Source organism: Acinetobacter johnsonii (genome assembly GCF_048551975.1).
GTDB classification, from domain to species: domain Bacteria; phylum Pseudomonadota; class Gammaproteobacteria; order Pseudomonadales; family Moraxellaceae; genus Acinetobacter; species Acinetobacter johnsonii_A.
On the sequence record NZ_JBIMCF010000008.1, the window covers coordinates 118,705 to 138,575 of the forward strand.

20 protein-coding genes and 1 pseudogene are annotated in these 19,871 nt (G+C 37.8%); 10 read left to right on the forward strand and 11 right to left on the reverse strand.

Annotated elements, in window-relative coordinates; genetic code table 11:
- Positions 1-11 precede the first annotated feature (11 nt).
- Together ACG9ZB_RS08825 and ACG9ZB_RS08830 are read left to right on the forward strand one after the other, a co-directional pair.
- A complete protein-coding gene (locus ACG9ZB_RS08825) occupies positions 12-797 on the forward strand; it encodes an acetoin reductase (protein ID WP_419325379.1) in 786 nt (261 codons plus the stop codon).
- 21 nt (positions 798-818) lie between these two features.
- Positions 819-1,877 carry a 2,3-butanediol dehydrogenase gene (locus ACG9ZB_RS08830; RefSeq protein ID WP_116763636.1) on the forward strand — a complete coding sequence of 353 codons (1,059 nt, stop codon included), beginning with the start codon at positions 819-821 and terminating at the stop codon, positions 1,875-1,877.
- Between the two features lie 317 nt (positions 1,878-2,194).
- Here ACG9ZB_RS08830 and ACG9ZB_RS08835 read toward each other — a convergent pair whose 3' ends face one another.
- Positions 2,195-2,431 carry a VF530 family DNA-binding protein gene (locus ACG9ZB_RS08835; protein WP_419325380.1) on the reverse strand — a complete coding sequence of 79 codons (237 nt, stop codon included), beginning with the start codon at positions 2,429-2,431 and terminating at the stop codon, positions 2,195-2,197.
- A 574-nt stretch (positions 2,432-3,005) separates the two neighbouring features.
- Between ACG9ZB_RS08835 and ACG9ZB_RS08840 the strand changes: the two genes are divergently transcribed.
- The 4 genes from ACG9ZB_RS08840 to ACG9ZB_RS08855 all read left to right on the forward strand — a co-directional run bounded on the left by ACG9ZB_RS08840 (position 3,006) and on the right by ACG9ZB_RS08855 (position 7,670).
- Positions 3,006-3,650, forward strand: a complete 645-nt coding sequence (locus tag ACG9ZB_RS08840) for a TetR family transcriptional regulator C-terminal domain-containing protein (protein WP_419325381.1) — start codon at positions 3,006-3,008, stop codon at positions 3,648-3,650.
- Positions 3,651-3,731: 81 nt separating this feature from the next.
- The gene (locus ACG9ZB_RS08845) at positions 3,732-4,709 is read left to right on the forward strand and encodes an MDR family oxidoreductase (RefSeq protein WP_419325382.1); all 978 of its coding nucleotides are present in this window, start codon (positions 3,732-3,734) and stop codon (positions 4,707-4,709) included.
- A gap of 93 nt (positions 4,710-4,802) precedes the next feature.
- Complete coding sequence (locus ACG9ZB_RS08850) at positions 4,803-4,961, forward strand: hypothetical protein (protein WP_161489514.1); 159 nt, start codon at positions 4,803-4,805, stop codon at positions 4,959-4,961.
- A 42-nt stretch (positions 4,962-5,003) separates the two neighbouring features.
- Positions 5,004-7,670: an excinuclease ABC subunit A gene (locus ACG9ZB_RS08855; RefSeq protein ID WP_419325383.1), complete on the forward strand. Its 2,667-nt coding sequence runs from the start codon at positions 5,004-5,006 to the stop codon at positions 7,668-7,670.
- Positions 7,671-7,913: 243 nt separating this feature from the next.
- Here ACG9ZB_RS08855 and ACG9ZB_RS08860 read toward each other — a convergent pair.
- From ACG9ZB_RS08860 to ACG9ZB_RS08875, 4 genes and pseudogenes are all read right to left on the reverse strand, one after another.
- Positions 7,914-8,051, reverse strand: a pseudogene (locus tag ACG9ZB_RS08860) (site-specific integrase); the annotation flags it as partial.
- A gap of 73 nt (positions 8,052-8,124) precedes the next feature.
- Positions 8,125-9,215 (reverse strand): IS4-like element ISAba33 family transposase gene (locus ACG9ZB_RS08865; protein WP_419325398.1). Its coding sequence is split into 2 segments (ribosomal slippage): positions 8,125-8,675 and positions 8,675-9,215, totalling 1,092 coding nucleotides; the frame shifts between segments, so codons are not numbered across the junction.
- Between the two features lie 162 nt (positions 9,216-9,377).
- Positions 9,378-9,827 (reverse strand): hypothetical protein, encoded by a 450-nt coding sequence (locus ACG9ZB_RS08870; RefSeq protein ID WP_348923464.1) that lies wholly within the window; start codon positions 9,825-9,827, stop codon positions 9,378-9,380.
- Entirely contained in the window at positions 9,827-10,024 is a 198-nt protein-coding gene (locus ACG9ZB_RS08875) for a hypothetical protein (RefSeq protein WP_058869613.1), read from the reverse strand. Before ACG9ZB_RS08875 ends, ACG9ZB_RS08870 begins: the two co-directional genes overlap by 1 nt.
- A gap of 115 nt (positions 10,025-10,139) precedes the next feature.
- Here ACG9ZB_RS08875 and ACG9ZB_RS08880 point away from each other — a divergent pair, with 115 nt between their 5' ends.
- The 3 genes from ACG9ZB_RS08880 (at position 10,140) to ACG9ZB_RS08890 (ending at position 10,929) form a co-directional block, all read left to right on the forward strand.
- Entirely contained in the window at positions 10,140-10,388 is a 249-nt protein-coding gene (locus tag ACG9ZB_RS08880; RefSeq protein WP_419325384.1) for a hypothetical protein, read from the forward strand.
- A gap of 206 nt (positions 10,389-10,594) precedes the next feature.
- Positions 10,595-10,780 carry a hypothetical protein gene (locus ACG9ZB_RS08885; protein WP_419325385.1) on the forward strand — a complete coding sequence of 62 codons (186 nt, stop codon included), beginning with the start codon at positions 10,595-10,597 and terminating at the stop codon, positions 10,778-10,780.
- 2 nt (positions 10,781-10,782) lie between these two features.
- Positions 10,783-10,929 carry a hypothetical protein gene (locus ACG9ZB_RS08890; RefSeq protein WP_227556804.1) on the forward strand — a complete coding sequence of 49 codons (147 nt, stop codon included), beginning with the start codon at positions 10,783-10,785 and terminating at the stop codon, positions 10,927-10,929.
- Between the two features lie 329 nt (positions 10,930-11,258).
- Here ACG9ZB_RS08890 and ACG9ZB_RS08895 read toward each other — a convergent pair whose 3' ends face one another.
- Positions 11,259-11,531: a hypothetical protein gene (locus ACG9ZB_RS08895; protein ID WP_419325386.1), complete on the reverse strand. Its 273-nt coding sequence runs from the start codon at positions 11,529-11,531 to the stop codon at positions 11,259-11,261.
- Between the two features lie 15 nt (positions 11,532-11,546).
- Complete coding sequence (locus ACG9ZB_RS08900; RefSeq protein WP_419325387.1) at positions 11,547-12,770, reverse strand: phage/plasmid replication protein, II/X family; 1,224 nt, start codon at positions 12,768-12,770, stop codon at positions 11,547-11,549.
- Positions 12,771-12,900: 130 nt separating this feature from the next.
- Here ACG9ZB_RS08900 and ACG9ZB_RS08905 point away from each other — a divergent pair, with 130 nt between their 5' ends.
- On the forward strand, positions 12,901-13,098 hold the full coding sequence (locus ACG9ZB_RS08905; RefSeq protein WP_419325388.1) for a hypothetical protein: 198 nt from the start codon (positions 12,901-12,903) through the stop codon (positions 13,096-13,098).
- Positions 13,099-13,513: 415 nt separating this feature from the next.
- Here the strand turns inward: ACG9ZB_RS08905 and ACG9ZB_RS08910 are convergent, their stop codons facing one another.
- The 4 genes from ACG9ZB_RS08910 to ACG9ZB_RS08925 are packed head-to-tail and all read right to left on the reverse strand — an operon-like array spanning position 13,514 to position 19,750.
- Entirely contained in the window at positions 13,514-14,278 is a 765-nt protein-coding gene (locus ACG9ZB_RS08910; RefSeq protein WP_419325389.1) for an OmpA family protein, read from the reverse strand.
- Between the two features lie 6 nt (positions 14,279-14,284).
- Complete coding sequence (gene tagF / locus ACG9ZB_RS08915) at positions 14,285-15,241, reverse strand: type VI secretion system-associated protein TagF (RefSeq protein ID WP_419325390.1); 957 nt, start codon at positions 15,239-15,241, stop codon at positions 14,285-14,287.
- A 36-nt stretch (positions 15,242-15,277) separates the two neighbouring features.
- Positions 15,278-19,102: a type VI secretion system membrane subunit TssM gene (gene tssM, locus ACG9ZB_RS08920; RefSeq protein ID WP_419325391.1), complete on the reverse strand. Its 3,825-nt coding sequence runs from the start codon at positions 19,100-19,102 to the stop codon at positions 15,278-15,280.
- Between the two features lie 24 nt (positions 19,103-19,126).
- Positions 19,127-19,750, reverse strand: a complete 624-nt coding sequence (locus tag ACG9ZB_RS08925) for a hypothetical protein (protein WP_419325392.1) — start codon at positions 19,748-19,750, stop codon at positions 19,127-19,129.
- Positions 19,751-19,871: the final 121 nt, after the last annotated feature.

Genomic DNA, 19,871 nt, shown 5'->3' on the forward strand with positions numbered 1-19,871 from the left:
GGAGTCGCAACATGCCTAGAGGTTTAAACAACAAAGTTGCTTTAATTACGGGTGCGGCACAAGGCATTGGACGTGGTATTGCCTTACGTTTAGCGCAAGAAGGTGTTCATATTGCCTTGGTCGATCTTCATCAAGAAAAGTTAAATACTGTTCAAAAAGAAGTTGAAGCCTTTGGCGTAAAAGCCACCACATTTATTTCGGATATTTCAGATCCAATACAAGTCAGTCATGCAATTGATCATGCCGAATCGACACTTAATGGTTTTGATATCATGATCAATAATGCAGGTATTGCGCAAGTTAAAGCTTTGGCAGAAGTAATGCCAAGTGAATTTAACAAAATTATGAACATCAATGTTGGTGGTGTACTTTGGGGGATTCAAGCCGCAGCAAATAAATTCAAACAACGTCAACAGGCTGGAAAAATTATTAATGCGTGCTCAATCGCAGGTCATGAAGGTTTTGCTTTACTGGGTGTGTATTCGGCAACTAAATTTGCAGTTCGTGCATTGACGCAAGCAGCGGCTAAAGAATATGCCAGTGCTAAAATTACTGTAAATAGCTATTGTCCGGGTGTTGTAGGCACAGACATGTGGGTCGAAATAGATCAGCGTTTCTCTGAAATTACAGGCGCACCAATTGGTCAAACGTATAAAAAATATGTAGATGGTATTGCTTTAGGACGTGCTGAAACACCAGATGACGTGGCTGCATTCGTTGCATTTTTAGCCAGTGAGGATGCGAACTACATTACAGGTCAGTCTATTTTGACAGATGGTGGAATGGTTTACCGTTAACATCAATATAAGGAATACAAAATGAAAGCAGCTCGTTTTTATGACCGAGGGGATATTCGAATTGAAGATATCCCTGAACCGAAAGTACTTCCAGGCACAGTTGGAATTCAAGTTGCGTGGTGTGGTATTTGCGGTACAGATTTACATGAATTCATGGAAGGTCCTATTTTTATTCCACCTTGTGGTCACCCACACCCAATTTCGGGAGAATCTGCACCTGTAACAATGGGACATGAATTTTCAGGCGTGGTTTATGCAGTTGGAGAGGGTGTAGATGATATCCAAATTGGGCAACATGTCGTAGTTGAACCCTACATTATTGCTGACGATGTGCCGACCGGCCCCAATGATAAGTATCATTTATCAAAAAATATGAACTTTATTGGTTTAGGCGGACGCGGTGGTGGTCTTTCTGAAAAAATTGCAGTTCAGCGGCGTTGGGTACATCCTATTTCAAATGATATTCCCTTAGACCAAGCAGCGTTGATAGAACCTTTATCTGTCGGCCATCATGCTTATGTCAGAAGTGGTGCAAAAGCTGGCGATATTGCACTGGTTGGTGGAGCAGGCCCAATAGGCCTACTTTTATCAGCCATTTTAAAGGCCAAAGGTCTTACGGTCATCATTACTGAACTGAGTGCAAAACGTAAAGAAAAAGCGATAGAGGCTGGCGTTGCCGATTATGTACTAGACCCATCTCAGGTTGATGTGGTTGATGAAGTAATGAAAATTACTGAAGGCCGTGGTGTAGATGTCGCTTTTGAATGTAGTAGTGTCAATAAAGTCATGGATACACTCGTTGCAGCAATGAAACCAACTGGCGTAGTCGTTATCGTTTCTATTTGGAGCCATCCTGCCACAATTAATGTACATAGTGTGGTGATGAAAGAGCTAGATATTCGTGGCACGATTGCTTATGTCAATGACCATCAGGAAACCATCCGTTTAGTCGAGCAAGGTAAGATTAATCTAGAACCTTTTATTACCCAACGTATTGCATTAGATGATCTTGTTTCTAAAGGCTTTGAAACGCTGATTCATAATAATGAGTCTGCTGTAAAAATTATTGTTCATCCATAGTAAAGCCTAATTTGAATAAGCTAGAAATGAACTCGATGTAGCTATTTCTAATATCTTTATCGATAGAGAATGAGTCTGTACGTACAGATTCATTCTCAAATTTACAGTGTTGAGTGCCAGTATGATTTTGATCATAGAGCCTAGTAAAGATAGAAAATAAGTTTTTAAATAAACCATAGGTGTATAGACTAAATTTTGCCAGGAGAGTTGTGGCAGTCCACCACTAATTAAAAGGTGTCTACAAAATCATTGGCTATTCAATAAGTGTAGTTTAGTATTTGATATAAAATATTATGCTGAGGTTAGGGTTTTGATAGCTACGATTTCTGTTTGGCTTTTTGGCGTAAGACATACAAATATAAGCTTTCAACTTTTTCACGTGCCCATGGTGTGGTACGTAAAAACCGTAATGATGACTTAACACTCGGATCTATACAAAAACATCTAATTTCAATTTTACGACTTAAGCCTTCAAAGTCACCATAGTAATCCAATAACTCATCCAAAATGTCAGCAAGTTTTTTGCCGTGTAGAGGGTCATTGGAGGCGTTCATAATAGATAAACCATATTTTTGGAGTCCATCATTATAACCTGAGCTAGTTGAAAAATGGGAGGGTTGAAATTTAAACATAATTAACATTGATGTGTGCTGAAATAGCAGGAGACATTCACTTGTAAGATTCTAGTCAGCCGACTTGTAAAAATCTTCTGCCATTTGATTTGGTGTCTTAAAATGTAGACCTTTCTTTTTATAGAATAAGATCTTAAAGAAAACCTATTTAACTGAAGCAAACATAAAAGTGCATTACTAATTTGACAGATAATAAAACCTGATTTAATCTATATCAATAATAATGAACAAATTAGTATGTGTTATTTATTTAACTTATGCTTACCTAAAATCTAGTTTATAAATTATTTTCACAATATACTTATTAATTTCAATATGTTGAATAAAAATAATAGAAATTTATAAAAATTAGTTCATGAACTTATAGGATTTTTAAGAGCATTTATATGAATGACTAAGTACTGTGAAAAAAGAGAACTAGATGACGTTTAGATAAAATTTTCAATCAAATAATCTTATTGTTGTTATTTCTAGTCACATAGTCTATTTTTATTATATGAATTATTCTTCCTCACCCAAAAGACCACGTGGTCGACCAACCAAACACGGTTGTAACTATGCAGACACTAAAGAAGTTTTAATCCACCGAGGTATCGAGTTACTGACTGAACGTGGAATGAATGCTATGAGCTTGGACGATCTCATGAAATCAGTCCAAGTTCCTAAAGGGTCTTTCTACCATTATTTTGTAAATAAAGAGGCTTTTATTTTAGAAGTCTTAAATGCTTATGAACTTTATTTTATGAAGCGATTGAATAAGTTTTTAAGTCAAACTGATCTTTCCCCACTAGAAAAGCTGCAAAATTTTGTAAAAGATGCGGGTGAAAAAATGCAAAAATATGATTTTAAACGAGGTTGTATTTTAGGTAACTTAGGACAAGAAGTGTCGTATTTGCCACAAGAAATCATTGCCCGAATCGAAAGTATTTTTAAGGTGTGGGAGAAATTAGTTTCTGATTGCCTACATCAGTCAAATTCACAATATAGCCTAGCTGATTGCGATGAAGCTGCTTATCAGTTTTGGATTGGGTGGGAAGGTGCAGTTCTAAGAGCACGTTTGGTCAAATCAACAAGTCCCTTAGATGCATTTTATCGCTTGTTTACTTTAGCTGTAAAACAACAAAATCACGTAAAAAGTTAATTAAAAAATAAATGCAGACGTCTGTATTTATTTTTTAATTAATTCTAGACAAGCAGTCTAATTAAATGGAGAGGAAGTTCTATGTACAAAGGTATTGTAATTACTAAAGGTGAAGCAGGTTACACATCACAAATTACTGAGATTGCATCAAAGCCTTTACAAGAAGGAGAGGTTAGAGTCGAAGTCAAATATTCAACACTCAATTATAAAGATGCTTTAGCCATTACTGGGCGTTCACCTGTGATTCGTAGTTTTCCGTTAACACCAGGTATTGATTTTTCAGGCGTTGTGATTGAATCAAAACATCCAGCATGGAAAGAAGAGGATGAAGTTCTACTGAATGGTTGGGGAGTGGGTGAAAAGTATTCTGGAGGACTAGCCGAGCAAGTCATTGTTTCAGGTGATTGGCTCATACAAAAACCTTCAGTTTTTTCTTTTAAAGATACGATGGTTATTGGTACAGCAGGTTATACCGCAATGTTGTGTGTCATGGCTTTACAAAAACATGGTATTAAACCAAGTGATGGAAAAATTTTAGTGACAGGTGCAAATGGTGGAGTAGGTAGTATTGCCATTATTATTTTGAATCATCTTGGTTATGAGATTACAGCTTCAACTGGTCGACCTCAAGAGTCAGAATATTTAACCTATCTAGGTGCGAGTGAAATTATTGATCGTATTGAATTATCTTCCCCAGGAAAGCCATTAAACAAAGAAGTTTGGGCTGGCGTGATTGATACTGTTGGTAGCCATACTTTAGCGAATGCATGTGCTAGTACAAAATATCGTGGTGCAGTTGCTGCGTGTGGTTTGGCAGGCGGAATGGATTTTCCAGCAACAGTTGCTCCATTTATTCTAAGAGGGATTACCTTATATGGAATTGATAGCGTGATGGCACCAATCGAATTAAGAAAAGAAGCATGGGAACGTTTAGCTACAGAATTAGATCAAACAAAATTAGAAAAAGTTACGACTGAAATTCAGTTAACAGATGCTTTAAATATTTCAAATGAAATTTTAGATGGAAAAATTCGAGGTAGAGTTGTTGTACAAATATAGTTCAACAAAATGAGTTGTGGGACTGTTCTAAATTTTGTGTAAGTACTTAATTTTCATTTATCCTACTGAGGATAATAAAAAGAGGTACTTCACATGGATGAAGCTACAATCAAAAGTATGGCAGCTGAATTAGCTAAAGGTTTAAAAACTCCTGAAGATTTAAACCAAATGACAGCCATATTTAAATGTATTAGTTTAGCAATGAATTGTTTTACGATTCAGTTCGATGATCGATTAAAAGATCATTTATAAAAAATGAGACTTACACAAAATAATTTACAGGCTCGTAGAAACATGAAAATACATTCTTTTGGTGAACACAATAACATTACTTTATCTAATAATTGTATTGAAGTTCGAGGTGCACGTGAGCATAACCTTAAGGATGTAGATGTTTCTATCCCAAGAAATGCACTTGTTGTTTTCTCAGGTGTATCGGGTTCAGGAAAATCATCACTTGCTTTTGGAACTATTTTTGCTGAAGCACAAAGAAGATATTTCGAATCTGTTGCACCTTATGCAAGACGCTTAATAGATCAGGCCGGAGTACCAGATGTTGATGCTATTGATGGTCTACCACCAGCAGTAGCATTGCAACAACAACGTGGTGCAAGTAATACCCGTTCTTCTGTTGGAAGTGTAACAACTTTATCAAGTCTCGTGCGAATGATTTATTCGCGTGCTGGTGCATATCCTGCCGATCAGCCAATGTTATATGCCGAGGACTTTTCACCGAACACTCCTCAAGGTGCTTGTCCTACCTGTCATGGTTTAGGTCACATTTATGACGTTACAGAATCGACAATGGTTCCTGACCCAACACTCAGTATTCGTGAGAGAGCTATCGCATCATGGCCACCTGCTTGGCACGGGCAAAACTTACGCGATATCCTAGTAACCCTAGGGTATGATGTTGATCGACCATGGAAAGATTTACCGCAATCGGATAGAGACTGGATTTTATTTACTGAAGAAATCCCAACAGTTCCTGTGTATGCTGGTTTAAGCCCCGCTGAGACTCAATCTGCACTTAAACGTAAACTAGAACCCAGCTATATGGGCACTTTCACTGGTGCTCGTCGCTATGTCCTTCATACTTTTGCTAATACCCAAAGTACGTTGATGAAAAAACGTGTTTCACGTTTTATGGAAGGAAAAATATGCCCTTCCTGTCATGGTAAACGCCTTAAACCAGAAGCCTTATCTATTACCTTTGCTGGAGTAGATATTGGTGAGTTTATGCAACTTTCTTTGGATAAGTTAACTTGCCTGCTTGAGCCCATTGTTCTTGGCAATTTCGACGCTCATGATGCTGGAGAAAAGACTAATAATAAAGTAACCCAACTTGATAGATCTGAACGAGCAACAACAGGTAGAGCAGTGCATTCTGTATCTCCAGATGTAAGACGTACGTCAGCACTTTCAGATGAAAAGAAAATTGCTGCCCAGCGTTTAGCAAATGGTGTGGTGGGGCGTTTAAATCAATTACGCCAGTTAGGTCTTGGTTATCTAACATTAGATAGAGCCACACCGACTCTTTCAGCGGGAGAGTTACAACGTTTGCGTTTAGCAACACAATTAAGTTCTATGCTATTTGGTGTAGTTTATGTACTGGATGAACCGTCTGCTGGATTACATCCTTCAGATAGTCAGTCATTATATGATTCTCTCGATAAATTAAGAGACGCTGGAAACTCCGTATTTGTTGTAGAGCATGATTTAGAGCTCATGCGTCGTGCTCAATGGTTAGTGGATGTTGGACCAGATGCAGGAGAGCAAGGTGGTAATATTTTATATAGTGGAGTACCTCAGGGTTTAAGTGAGATTTCAGCTTCACGTACTGCAAGTTATTTATTTAATAAAATCCCAGTTACTCAAAGTTATGGACGTACACCCTCTGGTTGGCTTGAACTTAATAATATTTATCGACATAACCTGCATAATATTGATGCTCGTATACCTCTTGGTGTACTTACAGCAGTTACAGGTATTTCAGGTTCAGGTAAATCTAGTCTCATTTCTCAAGCTTTACCCGAGTTAGTACTTTCATATTTAGGCAATGAATCTGAAACTGAAAACAATAATGAAAATAATCCTTTAAATGAAGGAATGTTGGTTATCGAGGTTACACAGGGTTCTCTGGCTGGTGATGTGGAGGCTATACAGCGTCTGGTACAGGTTGATCAAAAACCAATTGGCCGTACTCCACGTTCTAATCTGGCAACTTATACGGGTTTATTTGATCATGTTAGAAAGTTATTTGCCGGAACTCCTGAAGCTCGCCAAGCTCATTATGATGCTGGACGTTTTTCGTTTAATGTGGCTAAAGGGCGATGTGAAACTTGTGAAGGTGAAGGATTTGTCAGTGTAGAATTATTGTTTATGCCAAGTGTATATGCGCCTTGTCCGACATGTCATGGTGCTCGATATAATGATGACACTCTGAAAATTCGCTGGAATGGACGTAATATTGCTGAAGTATTAGGAATGACCGTCAATGAAGCACGTGATTTTTTTGATGGAGAGGTCTCGATTGCTCGTTCACTACAATTATTAAAGGAAATTGGCCTTGGTTATTTACGTTTAGGGCAACCAGCGACTGAACTATCTGGTGGAGAAGCGCAACGTATTAAATTGGCGACCGAGCTGCAACGCAATCAGCGTGGAAATACACTGTATATACTTGATGAGCCAACTACAGGTTTGCATCCATCAAATGTAGATCGATTGTTAGTTCAATTGCAGCGATTAGTCGATGTAGGTAATACCGTGGTTATGATTGAGCATGATATGCGTGCCGTTGCACAAGCAGATTGGGTGATTGATGTGGGACCAGGTGCTGGAAATGCTGGTGGGAATATTGTTGTGGCAGGAACACCAAAACAAATAACAGAAAATCAAGATAGCCGTACTGCTCCATATTTATTTAATGAGTTAGTGAGTGGCGATACTAAACGTTGATATTGCGAGTGGGTAGAATAAAGCCTTAAATTAAAATCTTGTAAAATCAATTAGATATTTTTTGTTTTAGGTGATGTGTGAGCATGAAATCTAAAAGTTTTTTTCAACTAAGGGCTTTGTTGCACAAACCTATCTGTAACGTTTTTTCAGCGATATAATTTTCAAATGAAGAAGCCTACACACAAAATCTACCGCACAACTGGTTCGATTCAAAGACACAATGGTATGCAGAACCTCAAGGCTACTTTGAAATCTAAGAAACTTCATTGTGTACAGCATAGGGTACAAACATGGACAAGATGAATTTAGATCAAATAAAAGAATAATTTGATTTTCGTTTGAGACTTTCTTTTCTAAATGAATTGTTTTTAAAGCAAACATAGTAAAGTTTATGAAGTATTCTTAAGGTAAACATATCATATTTTATAAGTAAAATCTCTGTACACGACAAATTTCATAGGACCCTTGTCCTATCAGGCTTTTTCTTTCTTAAAATTGCTAGCACTTTCTTAAATTCTTCTTTTTTTCCAAAACCAATCAAACGTAGAATAGCCATTTGAACATAGTCCAAACCGTAGCGAAATAAACTTACTGAAAGTCGTCCATGCTTCTTTATTTTTATCGCTTTTTTCCGATCATGTTGCCATTCACCTGTTAAATAGCACCAACAGAAACCGATAGCTAGCACTGCTATCAATTTCTTGACTCGTCTAGGGTCTGTTAAACGAGTATTTTCAAGATTGAATCCACGTCCTTTGAGACAACTAAATAACGTTTCGATTTCCCAGCGTAATGCATAATCACCAATAGCAGAAGCATTAAACATAGGAGAAACAACAAGTAAAAGTTCTCCATCTTCTAATCGTAGCGCACTAATATACAGTTTCACTCGGCCAACCCAAATACGTCGTTTACGACATTCACTTTGACCAACTTGAAGATGACGAAATAAATCACTAATTTTATGATTCTTGGCCAAGTGATTGGTCACAATAAAGTTTTTTTAACACGTATACAGAAGTTAATGTCATTTTCAATTAACCATGTAAACCATTTCTCACCGATAAATTCTCTGTCTGCAAACACTTTCACAATACGATCTTTACCAAAAATGGAGATAAAGCGTTGAATCAAAGCAATACGCTCTTTTGTATCTGAATTTCCACGTTTATTGAGCAATGTCCAAACAATAGGTATCGCTATTCCACGATAGACGATGGCTAACATCAAGATATTGATATCTCGTTTTCCCCATTTCCAATTAGTTCTATCCAAAGTTAATTGGACTTTATCGAATGAAAATATATTGAAAATTAACTGAGAAATTTGACGATAATCGAAATACTGATCTGCAAAGAAGCGTTGTATACGTCGATAAAATGATTGTGGTAAGCACTTGATGGGTAAGGCTTTAGATGCAGAAGAAAGATTACATGTCTGTTTTACAATTAATGCAAGCATAATCAGTGTAAAACATTTTGCATGTGACTTGTTCCACTTTAGATATTTGTTTAAGATGAGATCTAACTCATTGAAATGTGTCATCATATTCGTCTTCAGAAAACAAGTATTATGCCATTATTTCAATGAGTTATCTTTTTTTGTCGTGTACAAAGAAGTAAAATAGAAATCACTTAAGTTATTGAATTTTGGTTTAAGTAAGAAGGATATGAATTTATGATTAGGTGTATCGTATTTAACATAAAATTACGTTATGCGACATTCGGCTCTGAGCTTTGCTTTATCTTCTAAAATTGCTTCGCTAGATAAAATTGCTTTGTATAGAAACACTGGTGTTCCTTCTTCGGCATCTTCTACTTTTAGCTGCTTTGTTCCATCTCGATATTCAAATATAGCAACAGGGTAGTTGTCCCGATCTGCTATATAAAAACGTCTGTCTTTTACAATCAGTTTATGGTCTTCAAATTGGTGTTGAAGCAATCTCATGAATTTACTTTCGTTTGGAGAAAGTAAATTTAGTTGTCTGATTCTGTCCGCATCATTGTGATAGCGTATTTTTTCTCGCTGCCTTTCATTGTAGTTCAGGTACACATTTCTTGTTTTCTGTACGGTTTCTTTTGGTTTTTCTTGCCTAGAATCTCTAAGTAAATAACCAACAATAAATCCCAGAATAAGACAAAAGATTGCTAATCCCATTATTCGTCTTTCCCTAGAATCTTTCGGCGATATTCCAATACTTCGTCTTCAGTCAGATTTTTTAAGTGATGGTAAATGAGTGCATTCAATACATCGGTGTTTTGTATTTCCAATCTGAGCTTGTATTTAATTTCCCACTTAGCATTCTCAATTTTGTCTGCTAAATCTTCCTGAACTCTAATCTGTACTGAAGCCATGTCTGTCCCACTGTCATACTGTGTCAATGAGGCATTATTATATAACCTGTTGCATTGACACATTGTTTCATGGTAACTTTCGCTAAATTATGTTTCCCTGTGTCAGGGTGTCAATATGCTAATAGCTTTTAATAATCCTCAAGACTTCACCCAAGCAGCATTTAACAGGGTAGCAGAGCTTGTTTCTCAAAATGGCCAATGTGCATTAGATAACTTTGTACCTGCTTTTTCTACGGAGCAGTGTTTAGAGCATTTGGCATTTGTTGCGTCAGAAATGGCTTATGACTATTCGTTGATTGATGTTCATGCAGATTTATACAAAAAAACAAACGCTGAATTAAAAGAAGAAATGGGGGATTGCTAATGGCTGATTTCCTGATGCTTTTAATTGTTTTTGCTTCTTTCGCTTTGGTTGGTGTCTTTGTTGTTGCAGCTATTTTTTATCAGGGGCCACCAAAATGAGAATTTTAAGCATCGTTCTAGGATCTGTTGATGTTGAGTGCCCAAAGTGCTTCTCAAGATTTCATCATCAGTATTTGCCATTTCATATGACTAAGTGTGGGGGATGAAATGAAGAATTCTACTGCTCTTGAAATTGCTTTAATTCCATCTTCTCAAGATCAAGATTCTGAATTACTTGATCAGATATTTGGTTTTGAGCCTGAATCTCATGCATCTGTTTCTTGCCCTCATTGTGGTTCTTTAGTTTCTTATTTTTCCGATCTTGAATTTCATAATTGTTCTGGTGAGTTTTAATCATGACTAAAAAAGCTGATCAAAAAACAACCCAAACCCGTAAAAACACGGTGGAAAGCCCTAAATCTGCACAATTCTTCTCAGCAGAATCTAGTCGCCTGACTGATTTTTCTACCCCCATTTATAACATGCGGGTTACGATTGACTAAATTTAAATCAAAATAGGGCTGATTTAGATGATTACAAAAGATGATTTAATTTATTTTCTTATGCTGATTCAGCTTTATATTGTTGCTGTGGTCTTCGCTTTTAAATTATTTGTTTGGTCGGGTGGATACCAGATCATATTTGGATAAGGCTCACGGATTTCGGCATAACGTATATTATGTTCATTAGGATACTCAGCAACGTGAATATAATTTTTACAGATTCACGTTGCTGAGCTGTGGCACCAACTGAGTTGCGTAGGCCACAGTCTTGGATATGCTATTTAACATAATATACATTATACGAAATGTTATAAATAAAGCCTTTGATACTAAGGGTTTTTCTTAGGAACTGGCTTAACACTGTAAATTTGCATCTGTGGACCAAACTTAGATTGGGATTCAGTAAACTCAATTTCGACCTCTTGAGAATTTTCAGCACACTGTTCAATAACAGCTTTCATTTGCTCAACTGGCATAAGACCTTCACCAAAGCTCAAGCTATAACGAACTGGCGAAAACAACGTAGTGTTGTAATACGTTGTACCTTTGTCATTGGTAAACGTTGTTGGCAAGATTGAGCGTTTGTTAAATTGAATTTGCATGAGTGATAACCTCTCTTAGGCAACTAAATGTAAGCCACGTCTTGGGCTGTATTGTGAAACTGGAATTTGATAGTCAGACGGCTGTTGGTCGCACATCTTAAGTTCGAACATACGAACAAATGGGATAACTTTGCCGTTTGGATTCTTAGCAAGGTTTTGAATATGGGACTTTGAAATACCAACACTTAACAAACAGTTAAGCGCATCGTAATAAGTACTTTCTCTATACAGCTCTTTAGTAGCTTGTAAACCCATTTGACGAACCAATGAGTAAAACTTCATAGCGTTAGTAGCTTTTGTATAACTTGGCTTACCTGTCTTGGTATAAGTCACTAATTTAGATTTCAATAAATCTAAGATTTCTCCATCAGATGAAAAATTCATGTATTTACCCTTCATTGTGTCTAGGATCGGGTCAAAAGCTACGTGCCAGAGGCGTAGCAATAATTCTGGCTGTTCATGTTGCAAGTTGATTAACTGAAATAGATTTGACGGATAACCGTTTTTAGTCAGATAGGTTTTACAAATACGAGCCTCAAGACGTAAAACAGCATTCGCAAAAGGGAGAGCATCGTGCATAGCCATTACAAGCGACTTAGAGCGCATACAGCCCTTATCTGCTTGTTTCTGAATCTTGTTTAATTGGCTTTTTACTTCTTCGAATTTGCCATAGGCTTTAGGTCGGACACTGGCACCATCATTACCCCAAGTAATGTAATTCTCGTACTTGATTTGACGTGCTTTACGGTGTCCTGATGCAAGATTTGCCATGTAATCCAAAACAGGTTGAACCATATTCTGATGTGGAAGTCTGAACAAGTAAGTCGTATCAAGGCAAAGCACTTCCGTTTTCTCTTGATCAAGAATTGCAGTTAACTTCGGAAAGGCTTCAAAGAACATTCCAAGCATGTGCATTGCACCAAGTTCGATACATTCAAATCCATAAACATTGTGCCCTTGTAAAAGCTTAAGTGGAGATGCTTTCAATTCAACGTAAGGCACAGTGTTCATGGTATTGGTATAAAACTTCACCGCCATATCTGTGTAATCACTTGGGAGAGCTTCATAAGGATGATACAAATCCCCTGTTATGGTCTGTCCGTCATCTGTCTTACTTACATGGCGAGTTGCTGCTGGAATTCCATAGTCGCGAATATCACCATTAAATTGATGGTGATTATCAAAACTACGCACATGCGTAGGAATGATTGGAATCGCTAAACGGAGGAAATCAAGCATATAGCACCCAAAAAACAACTATGTGTCACGGTGACACAGTGAAACAACGATGCGAGAAAGTTACCATGAAACAACGTGTCATTACAATAGAAATTATAATAATGTGTCAGTGAAACAGTAAGGTGTAAAAATGAGTTCAAGTCAGAAGCGAATCAGAAACGAATTGTTAGATAAAGTTGAAGATGTTAAGTGGGAAATCAAATACAAATTAAGAGTAGAAGTTATAGATGTAGATATAATAAATGCATTGATTTATCACCATTTAAAGGACTTAACAGCAAATGAAGTTTTAGAATATAGAAAAAAATTTCTAGGAAAAGATGAATAAAATATAAACAAAATAGGCTGTAAATGCGAAAGACTCTCATTAAGTCTGAAACACTTGATATATATAGCTCATAGAGCAAATTGCAAAAAACTTTCCGGAGTCAGGCACACTATTGACAGCAGTGTGCCTCGTCTAAAACGTCTAATTTCTAGGCGGTGCGTTCTGCGAGCCCTCGACCCGCCACCGCCTAGAAAACGACTAATTTCGTATAATGCAGATTGATGTTAAATGCACTTCTCTGCCCCTCTACGATCCTCGCAACATTGACAAACAAAAAGCCCACTGGAGAGATTTACCAATGGGCTTTTTATTTGTAGCAATGTGAAGTGCAAATAACATAATCATGGCTACATTATACGAACTATAATTTATTTATAAGAAGCCACACTTGATTATGTAGCTTCTTATAAATAAATTAGATCACATCAAATTCAATTCGACGGTTTTTCTTACGGCCATCTGTAGTTGTATTATCAGCAACAGGTTTGTTCGATCCCAATCCTTCAACGCTTAAACGTTCTGCTGTAATATTTTTATTGATCAAATAGTTTTTAACAGCCATTGCACGCTCTTTACTTAAAGCCAGATTCTTTGCAGCGTCACCTGAACTGTCTGTATGTCCAATAATTTTAACCTTTTTCCCACCAACCTTATTTAGAGCCACGGCCATTTCATCTAAGATCTGAGTCCCACTCACAGCCAAAACGGCACTGCCAGATTCAAATTCTATAATTCTGTTTTTAAGTGCTTCATCTATGATTTGCTGTTCAGCCTGATTGACAGAAAGCTGTACATTTAAGCGATACGGTGGCGTTACTAAACTTTGGAATAAGCTTGTTGTTGGCTGAACTTCAATTGAACTCGATATTTTTCCATTAAGTTCCATTTGCGTACCACGTACAGAAAGTTTACCTTGGTGAACTTTTTTTAACCCTGGAACCACCATATTCGCAACAGATTCACTCCAACCATTCGGAGCGCTAACTGCTTTAACCTTTATTTTATCAATCACTTGGTCAGCGCCATAGACACTGTACATCTTGCTTAAAATAATTTGCTTACTGGCATCATTTGGAACAACACCTTCAACAATAATCGGTTCAGCCCAGACATTCCCACTCAGGGCTAGCGTTAAAGTCAGCAGCCATTTATTTAGCTTAAATCTATGATTTATTTTCATATTATATTAATCTATAAAAGTTTTTTTAAAAAGTTTCACAGCTTGTATTAAGCTCAATTGCCGCTCACATAAAGCTTGCTCCAGCGTTGCCAAACCTGCATTTTGCTCTAAATATGCATCAATCCAATTGGCTTGGACCAATGAAACCCAATGATCTGAATCTAATTTCTGCGTGAAAATTTCACTTAAGGTCATAATATCTGCCCCTTGAAAGCCAAAAAGCAGTACGGGTTTTTCGTTATGCAAAATCCCTATCAGAAGCTCAGTATTTTGATTTTGAATAAAAAAACTGATTAGATTGACCCAAAAAGCTGCAATCTCGTAGCAGTAGCTAGAGTTATTAATAGGTAAAATCAACACCTTAGTTAAGCGACTAGTCCCATGTTGAATGACGGGTTGTAACAATAACCCGAGTCCAATCATGCTTTGTGCAAGCTCATAACTGCTCATTCTTATTAATTGAGCAAATGAATGCATCGTGTGGTGTTCATAAAATGCCGAAACTTCGCTGTTATTAAAAACCTGTATCTCGTTATTTAATTTAGATAATTTATCGAGCACGATATTGGGGTCACGTATCGAACGTACCACACGATTCTTTTGAAATAAGTCGATTAAAGTTTGCTTATAGCGATATGGCGCATAAATAATATTATCAAAACTATTTTCAACCTCTAATAAATGACTCAAAACCATTGGAAATTGACGACCAGAACTATCTTGACTGGCTATCAAATTTGCCAAAAGAAAATTATTTTCTTGTGGATTAGCGATAAAGAAGTCTAATGAAGGTAGCTTTTCATACGCTTGACTAAATCCCTCTGATTGCATGGCATGTTCTAATGCCTCAGTAATCCACTGATCAATCAGTTGAATTAGAGCATACTGGCCGCGTGTTTTTAAGAAATCGCCACGTGCAGGACATTTTCCATAATATAAAGCTAAGGTCCGCAGTTCATCCATCACAATACTCCTTACAACCCAACCACTTTCGAGAAATCATAAACGAGACTCCTGTATACCTGGTGTTGGAGCTTTAGGACTTGCAACTGTTGCTGAAGGTGTGGTTTGCGCTGCCACCACACGTACGGATTTATTGGTGACAATTTGGTCGACCAGTTGCATGCCATTGTAACTGCGCTGCCCGCCTACTCCACCATTTGCGTCGCCGCTGATTAAACGGAAATTGACTTTTACTGCAAGCTCTGGATTTTGCTGATTTCTCCAAATCATTTCATAGCTTCCGCCACGTTGCGTTCGTTCAGCACCGTCAATTAAACGGTTAATGCCATATTCACCAGGCGCCTCAAAAATCGTATGCGTTTTCCCATCTAAATCAATGGCTGTAATACGTGCACCTGGAATTGCTCCAGCATTGGGCCATACAAAATTCACCCATTGTTGAATGCCGTTTTCATAAAGCATTCTTTGTCCATCAATATCAATGGTATAGGATAAAAACTTAGGATTTTCAATTGGATAAAATTGAAAATTGGATTGCGCCGTAGCTGCAGGTGCAGATGAGGCTTGATTTAATGTTCCAGTTGCCATGCCATTACTTGGCGCAACATAGCTTTGGAAATTCATTACAAATTGTGGATTTAAACTAATCCCTAAATCTTTCCATGTCTTAGAAGTCAAGGTATAACCACGACGAATAACCAGTGAATCAAGATACTCTTTGACATAACGCGCAATACTGCCATTTTCGCCAAGAATTTGGCTAATTTCATTGCTGGTTGCTTGCAGTGTCGCTGAAGAGTTAAAAGGATATTTTTTACTCAGGTTCGTGTTGAAAGGTTGGTAGACTTGCATAACCCATAGCTTATTCATCTCATCTTGCGCAGGGAGAATTAAACTTTCAAATGATTGTGTCAGAGGCGACATCAATAGCTTTTGGAGCAGTTTCTGATCAACCTCAGACAAGCCCACAGACATTTTTTCATCTACCAGCTTCTGTGTTGTATTAAAGACAGAATTTTGCTCATTAATGGTCGATTTAACCAAATTCATCGCAGATGGTCCAATATCCCCTGAGCTTTTCAAGTCATTGAATTTACTTCGGACTTGAGCTAAAGATTGCATGTATTCATCAAGCAAAGACTTATTTTGTTGGTCGTCACGCTTACGTACCAACTGATAAAACATCTGGAATTCTTTAGAAATCGGGCCTTGCGCTTGATTCATGACTTTGGCATCAAGCTGAGTTTCATCTCGTCTTAATACTTTGCGTTTAAACCAAGCCACAAAACCTGTTTGCGGCGCTGCCAGCTCTGCCATTACGACTGGATTGTCCCAACTGGTTTCTTTGGCAACGCGATCAAAAACACTTCGAATGGGTGAGTTTTCAGGCTCGCCTAAAATTTGAACGAAACCAGCCTGCTGTCCATAATCCTTAGCTTTGGCATAATGTATCGCACCTAAGAATTTCCGCCACTCCGCAATATATTCTTTTTTATAGAGTTCTGTGAGTTGTTTACGAATTTGATCTGGACTACCACTAAATGATAGGTCATCCGACTGTGTGCTGTTGAGTACCCAATCTTTGGTATCTGTAGGACGTTTTGCAACTTCATCGATGGCTTGTTCAACATATTCTGACCATGCAGCATGTGTAAACATACCCGGTAAGGCATAACTCCCTAAGATTGCATTTTGATTGGCATCGCCAAGCATTTGTTTTATGGTTAATGCTGGATAACGGACAGCCGCACGCATTTTTAATTCATTATAAACACGATCTCGTGCAGGCATTCCACGAACAACAGACAAGAGAACTTGACGCGTTTGATCCACCACTAAGCTGTCTGAGCTGAGTACAGGAAATTTAGGATCGCTAGCTAAAGTCATGCTATACGACAAAATTTGCTCTGCCTTTTGGATCATTTCTCCGCGCGGCATTTGACCACGATTATTGTCCAACCATGAACGCCAGAAACGTGTGACTTGATCACTTAAATGGCTTGCATCCATATATTGAGTATTGCCCATCATTAAATAGGCCTTTAAAGCATTATATGCATCTTGTGGATTTGCATCATTAGGCTCTAAATATTGCTGTGTTTTTGCAACAGGCGTCAGCTCTACATTTGCGTGGTTTGTAAGCAATTTTTCTTCATTGCTTTTCACCCGCTGTAGATATTGGGCAATATTTTGTTGTGTTGGAGTCAAGACGATTTGCTCAACACCCTTTAAATATTCAGTTTTTAGCTTCTCCCGCAGCTCATCTCCCTGATATAGACCAAAACCCAGCTTTAAAGGACGATCTTCTTCAAATTGGTCCAACTGCTGCATACGTTCCTGTAAAATCAAGAGTGCACTCAGTTGTGTAGACAACTCTTGACCCGATTGCTTTTCAAGTAAAACGACTTTGTCTAAATCGGCTTGTACGTCTGCAATCAATTGTTGATTATTCCGATAAGACCACACCCATAGACTTAGAATAATAGCTACACCAAATAAAGCGGCAACAAAGGCAATATAACGCTGACGCTTTCGGCTCGGGTTAATATGTTGTTTAACGAGGTTCTTGTCTTTCAGAATAATGTCTGAAAATAAACCTTTTAAAAAATAGCCATGGTTTTGAGAAACGGAGCGCGTTGGAATGCCATTTTCATTGTCTAAACCTTTTTGCAATAAAAAGTCTTGAGCAATTTGCTCGGTCATTGGACTTTCAATAATGCCTTCTTGAAGTGCACTGGTGAAATAAAAGCCACGGAAAACAGGTTTAAATTGATAAGGGTTATCTTCAAACAGCGTGCCGATAAATGTCTTCAACGCAGGCTTTAAGCTCTTAAACTCTAAGGGAAATGTCATGACACTTGGAGAAATATTCTGCGAGTGTCGACGGCTGAGATGTGTCGTACTGACGCCTTTTAAACCGTCATATAATATTGAATAGTGTTTTTCAAACAGTTCAACAGCATTATTGGCCCCATCGGTTGTATAAGGCAGTGTTGCCCCCCAAACCTGATCAAACTCACCAACTTCATAGCATTCAAAAAACTCAGTAAAACCTGCAATCAGATCCATTTTAGAGAAGACCAAATAAACTGGAGAGAAAACCTCTAAGCGCTCAGTGAGATCTTGAATCCGTGCACGTAAATTCTTTGCCAGTTTGATCGACTTTTCTGGACTGTTACTCACTAACTCAGCAATACTGACAATCACGATCAAGCCATTGATTGGTGCTTTTGAGCGGTTTTTTTTCAAAATATTTAAAAATCCTAACCACTCAAAATGATCTTCTGCATAAACGGAATAACGACCCGCGGTATCTAATAACACGCCCTCTGTTGAAAAAAACCAGTCGCAATGACGCGTTCCGCTTAATCCAGCAGAAACTGATTTTTGATGGGTTTCTTCAAACGGAAACTTTAAACCCGAGTTATAAATGGCCGAACTTTTACCCGCAGCAGGATTACCAATTACCATATACCATGGCAATTCATAGAGTGCAGCATTGCCCTTTTTATCCCCCAGTTTTGATTTTCGAATCAACTGAATAGATTCTTTCATTTGTTGTTGAATCAAATGAAGTTCATCTTTGTTTTTGTGTTTGTCATATTCCGCATTGGTATCATGTGCAATGGCATCGGCAAGTGCTTCACCTTGAGCTGCATGTCGACGACGTACAATGAGTAAATAAATCCCCCACAGCATCAACCCGAATAAATAACAAATCATTAAAGGCCAAAAGATTTTGGCTGGAATGACGTTATACATGGCCATTAGTGCGACAAAACCCGATATGGCCATAATGGCTTTCGGGTTACTTACATACTGCCAAACATAACCTAAGATGTTATAAAATAAAGAATTCACAATACTCTCTTATTCTTTTTTAATTTAAATGGTTGGTTCTACAGGGGTATTACTGTCTTCGCACGCATGCAGAAAACAATGTGTAGACAATTGATCAGTGCTATAAATCATCGCCATCAGCTCATCAGGCAAATGCATACTCAACATAAATCCAAATACTTTGGCCAAATGCTGCGTATGTCCAAAGCTTTGTTTGGTATGAATGAAGTGATGCGATTCAATCCCACTTCGATCGAAAATTTGGTTAAGTTTTTTCATGGTTTGAATGTCTGTAATATCATCGAGCATCAGCACAAAAGGCTGAATATCTTTAAATTGTTCTAATTGCTTCATCGGTGGGGATGCAAAATGAGTGGCAAGATTGGCCTCGTTTAGTGCAATCTTGAGTTGTTTTAAGGGGGTGATATCAAGTAATGCTAAAGAAGATGATGCTAAGCACCAACTAGAGGCATATTCAGCAGGCAAGTAATGATCGGTTAACCATGTTTTTTCATCGAGCAGTTCTTGGTCAATTTCAGAATCTACATTCAGGATGAGCGTGATTTCCTCTGACTGCTGAGAAATTTGCTCCAATAACAGTATCCAATCTTTATAGGCTGTTTCTTGACTGAAATAATGGTGCTCAAGATGAATTTGCTGCGTAATCACGCCCAGTGAACTTAAATAATCCTGGGCTTTGTTGCATAAAGGCTTAAAAGACAGAGTTATCCTAAGTAACTCAATTTTAAGTGACAACTTGGGTGTGAGGTCGGCCTAATTCTGTAAATTT

Coding starts and splice junctions, on each gene's coding strand:
- ACG9ZB_RS08900 (WP_419325387.1), bottom strand. CDS start 12,770: ATGCTTGATTTCCTCCGTTTAGCGATTCCAATCATTCCTACGCATGTG.
- ACG9ZB_RS08870 (WP_348923464.1), bottom strand. CDS start 9,827: ATGGGATTAGCAATCTTTTGTCTTATTCTGGGATTTATTGTTGGTTAT.
- ACG9ZB_RS08885 (WP_419325385.1), top strand. CDS start 10,595: ATGAAGAATTCTACTGCTCTTGAAATTGCTTTAATTCCATCTTCTCAA.
- ACG9ZB_RS08835 (WP_419325380.1), bottom strand. CDS start 2,431: ATGAACGCCTCCAATGACCCTCTACACGGCAAAAAACTTGCTGACATT.
- ACG9ZB_RS08840 (WP_419325381.1), top strand. CDS start 3,006: ATGAATTATTCTTCCTCACCCAAAAGACCACGTGGTCGACCAACCAAA.
- ACG9ZB_RS08880 (WP_419325384.1), top strand. CDS start 10,140: ATGCTAATAGCTTTTAATAATCCTCAAGACTTCACCCAAGCAGCATTT.
- ACG9ZB_RS08895 (WP_419325386.1), bottom strand. CDS start 11,531: ATGCAAATTCAATTTAACAAACGCTCAATCTTGCCAACAACGTTTACC.
- ACG9ZB_RS08850 (WP_161489514.1), top strand. CDS start 4,803: ATGGATGAAGCTACAATCAAAAGTATGGCAGCTGAATTAGCTAAAGGT.
- ACG9ZB_RS08905 (WP_419325388.1), top strand. CDS start 12,901: ATGAGTTCAAGTCAGAAGCGAATCAGAAACGAATTGTTAGATAAAGTT.
- ACG9ZB_RS08825 (WP_419325379.1), top strand. CDS start 12: ATGCCTAGAGGTTTAAACAACAAAGTTGCTTTAATTACGGGTGCGGCA.
- ACG9ZB_RS08875 (WP_058869613.1), bottom strand. CDS start 10,024: ATGGCTTCAGTACAGATTAGAGTTCAGGAAGATTTAGCAGACAAAATT.
- ACG9ZB_RS08890 (WP_227556804.1), top strand. CDS start 10,783: ATGACTAAAAAAGCTGATCAAAAAACAACCCAAACCCGTAAAAACACG.
- ACG9ZB_RS08910 (WP_419325389.1), bottom strand. CDS start 14,278: ATGAAAATAAATCATAGATTTAAGCTAAATAAATGGCTGCTGACTTTA.
- ACG9ZB_RS08830 (WP_116763636.1), top strand. CDS start 819: ATGAAAGCAGCTCGTTTTTATGACCGAGGGGATATTCGAATTGAAGAT.
- tagF (WP_419325390.1), bottom strand. CDS start 15,241: ATGGATGAACTGCGGACCTTAGCTTTATATTATGGAAAATGTCCTGCA.
- ACG9ZB_RS08855 (WP_419325383.1), top strand. CDS start 5,004: ATGAAAATACATTCTTTTGGTGAACACAATAACATTACTTTATCTAAT.
- ACG9ZB_RS08845 (WP_419325382.1), top strand. CDS start 3,732: ATGTACAAAGGTATTGTAATTACTAAAGGTGAAGCAGGTTACACATCA.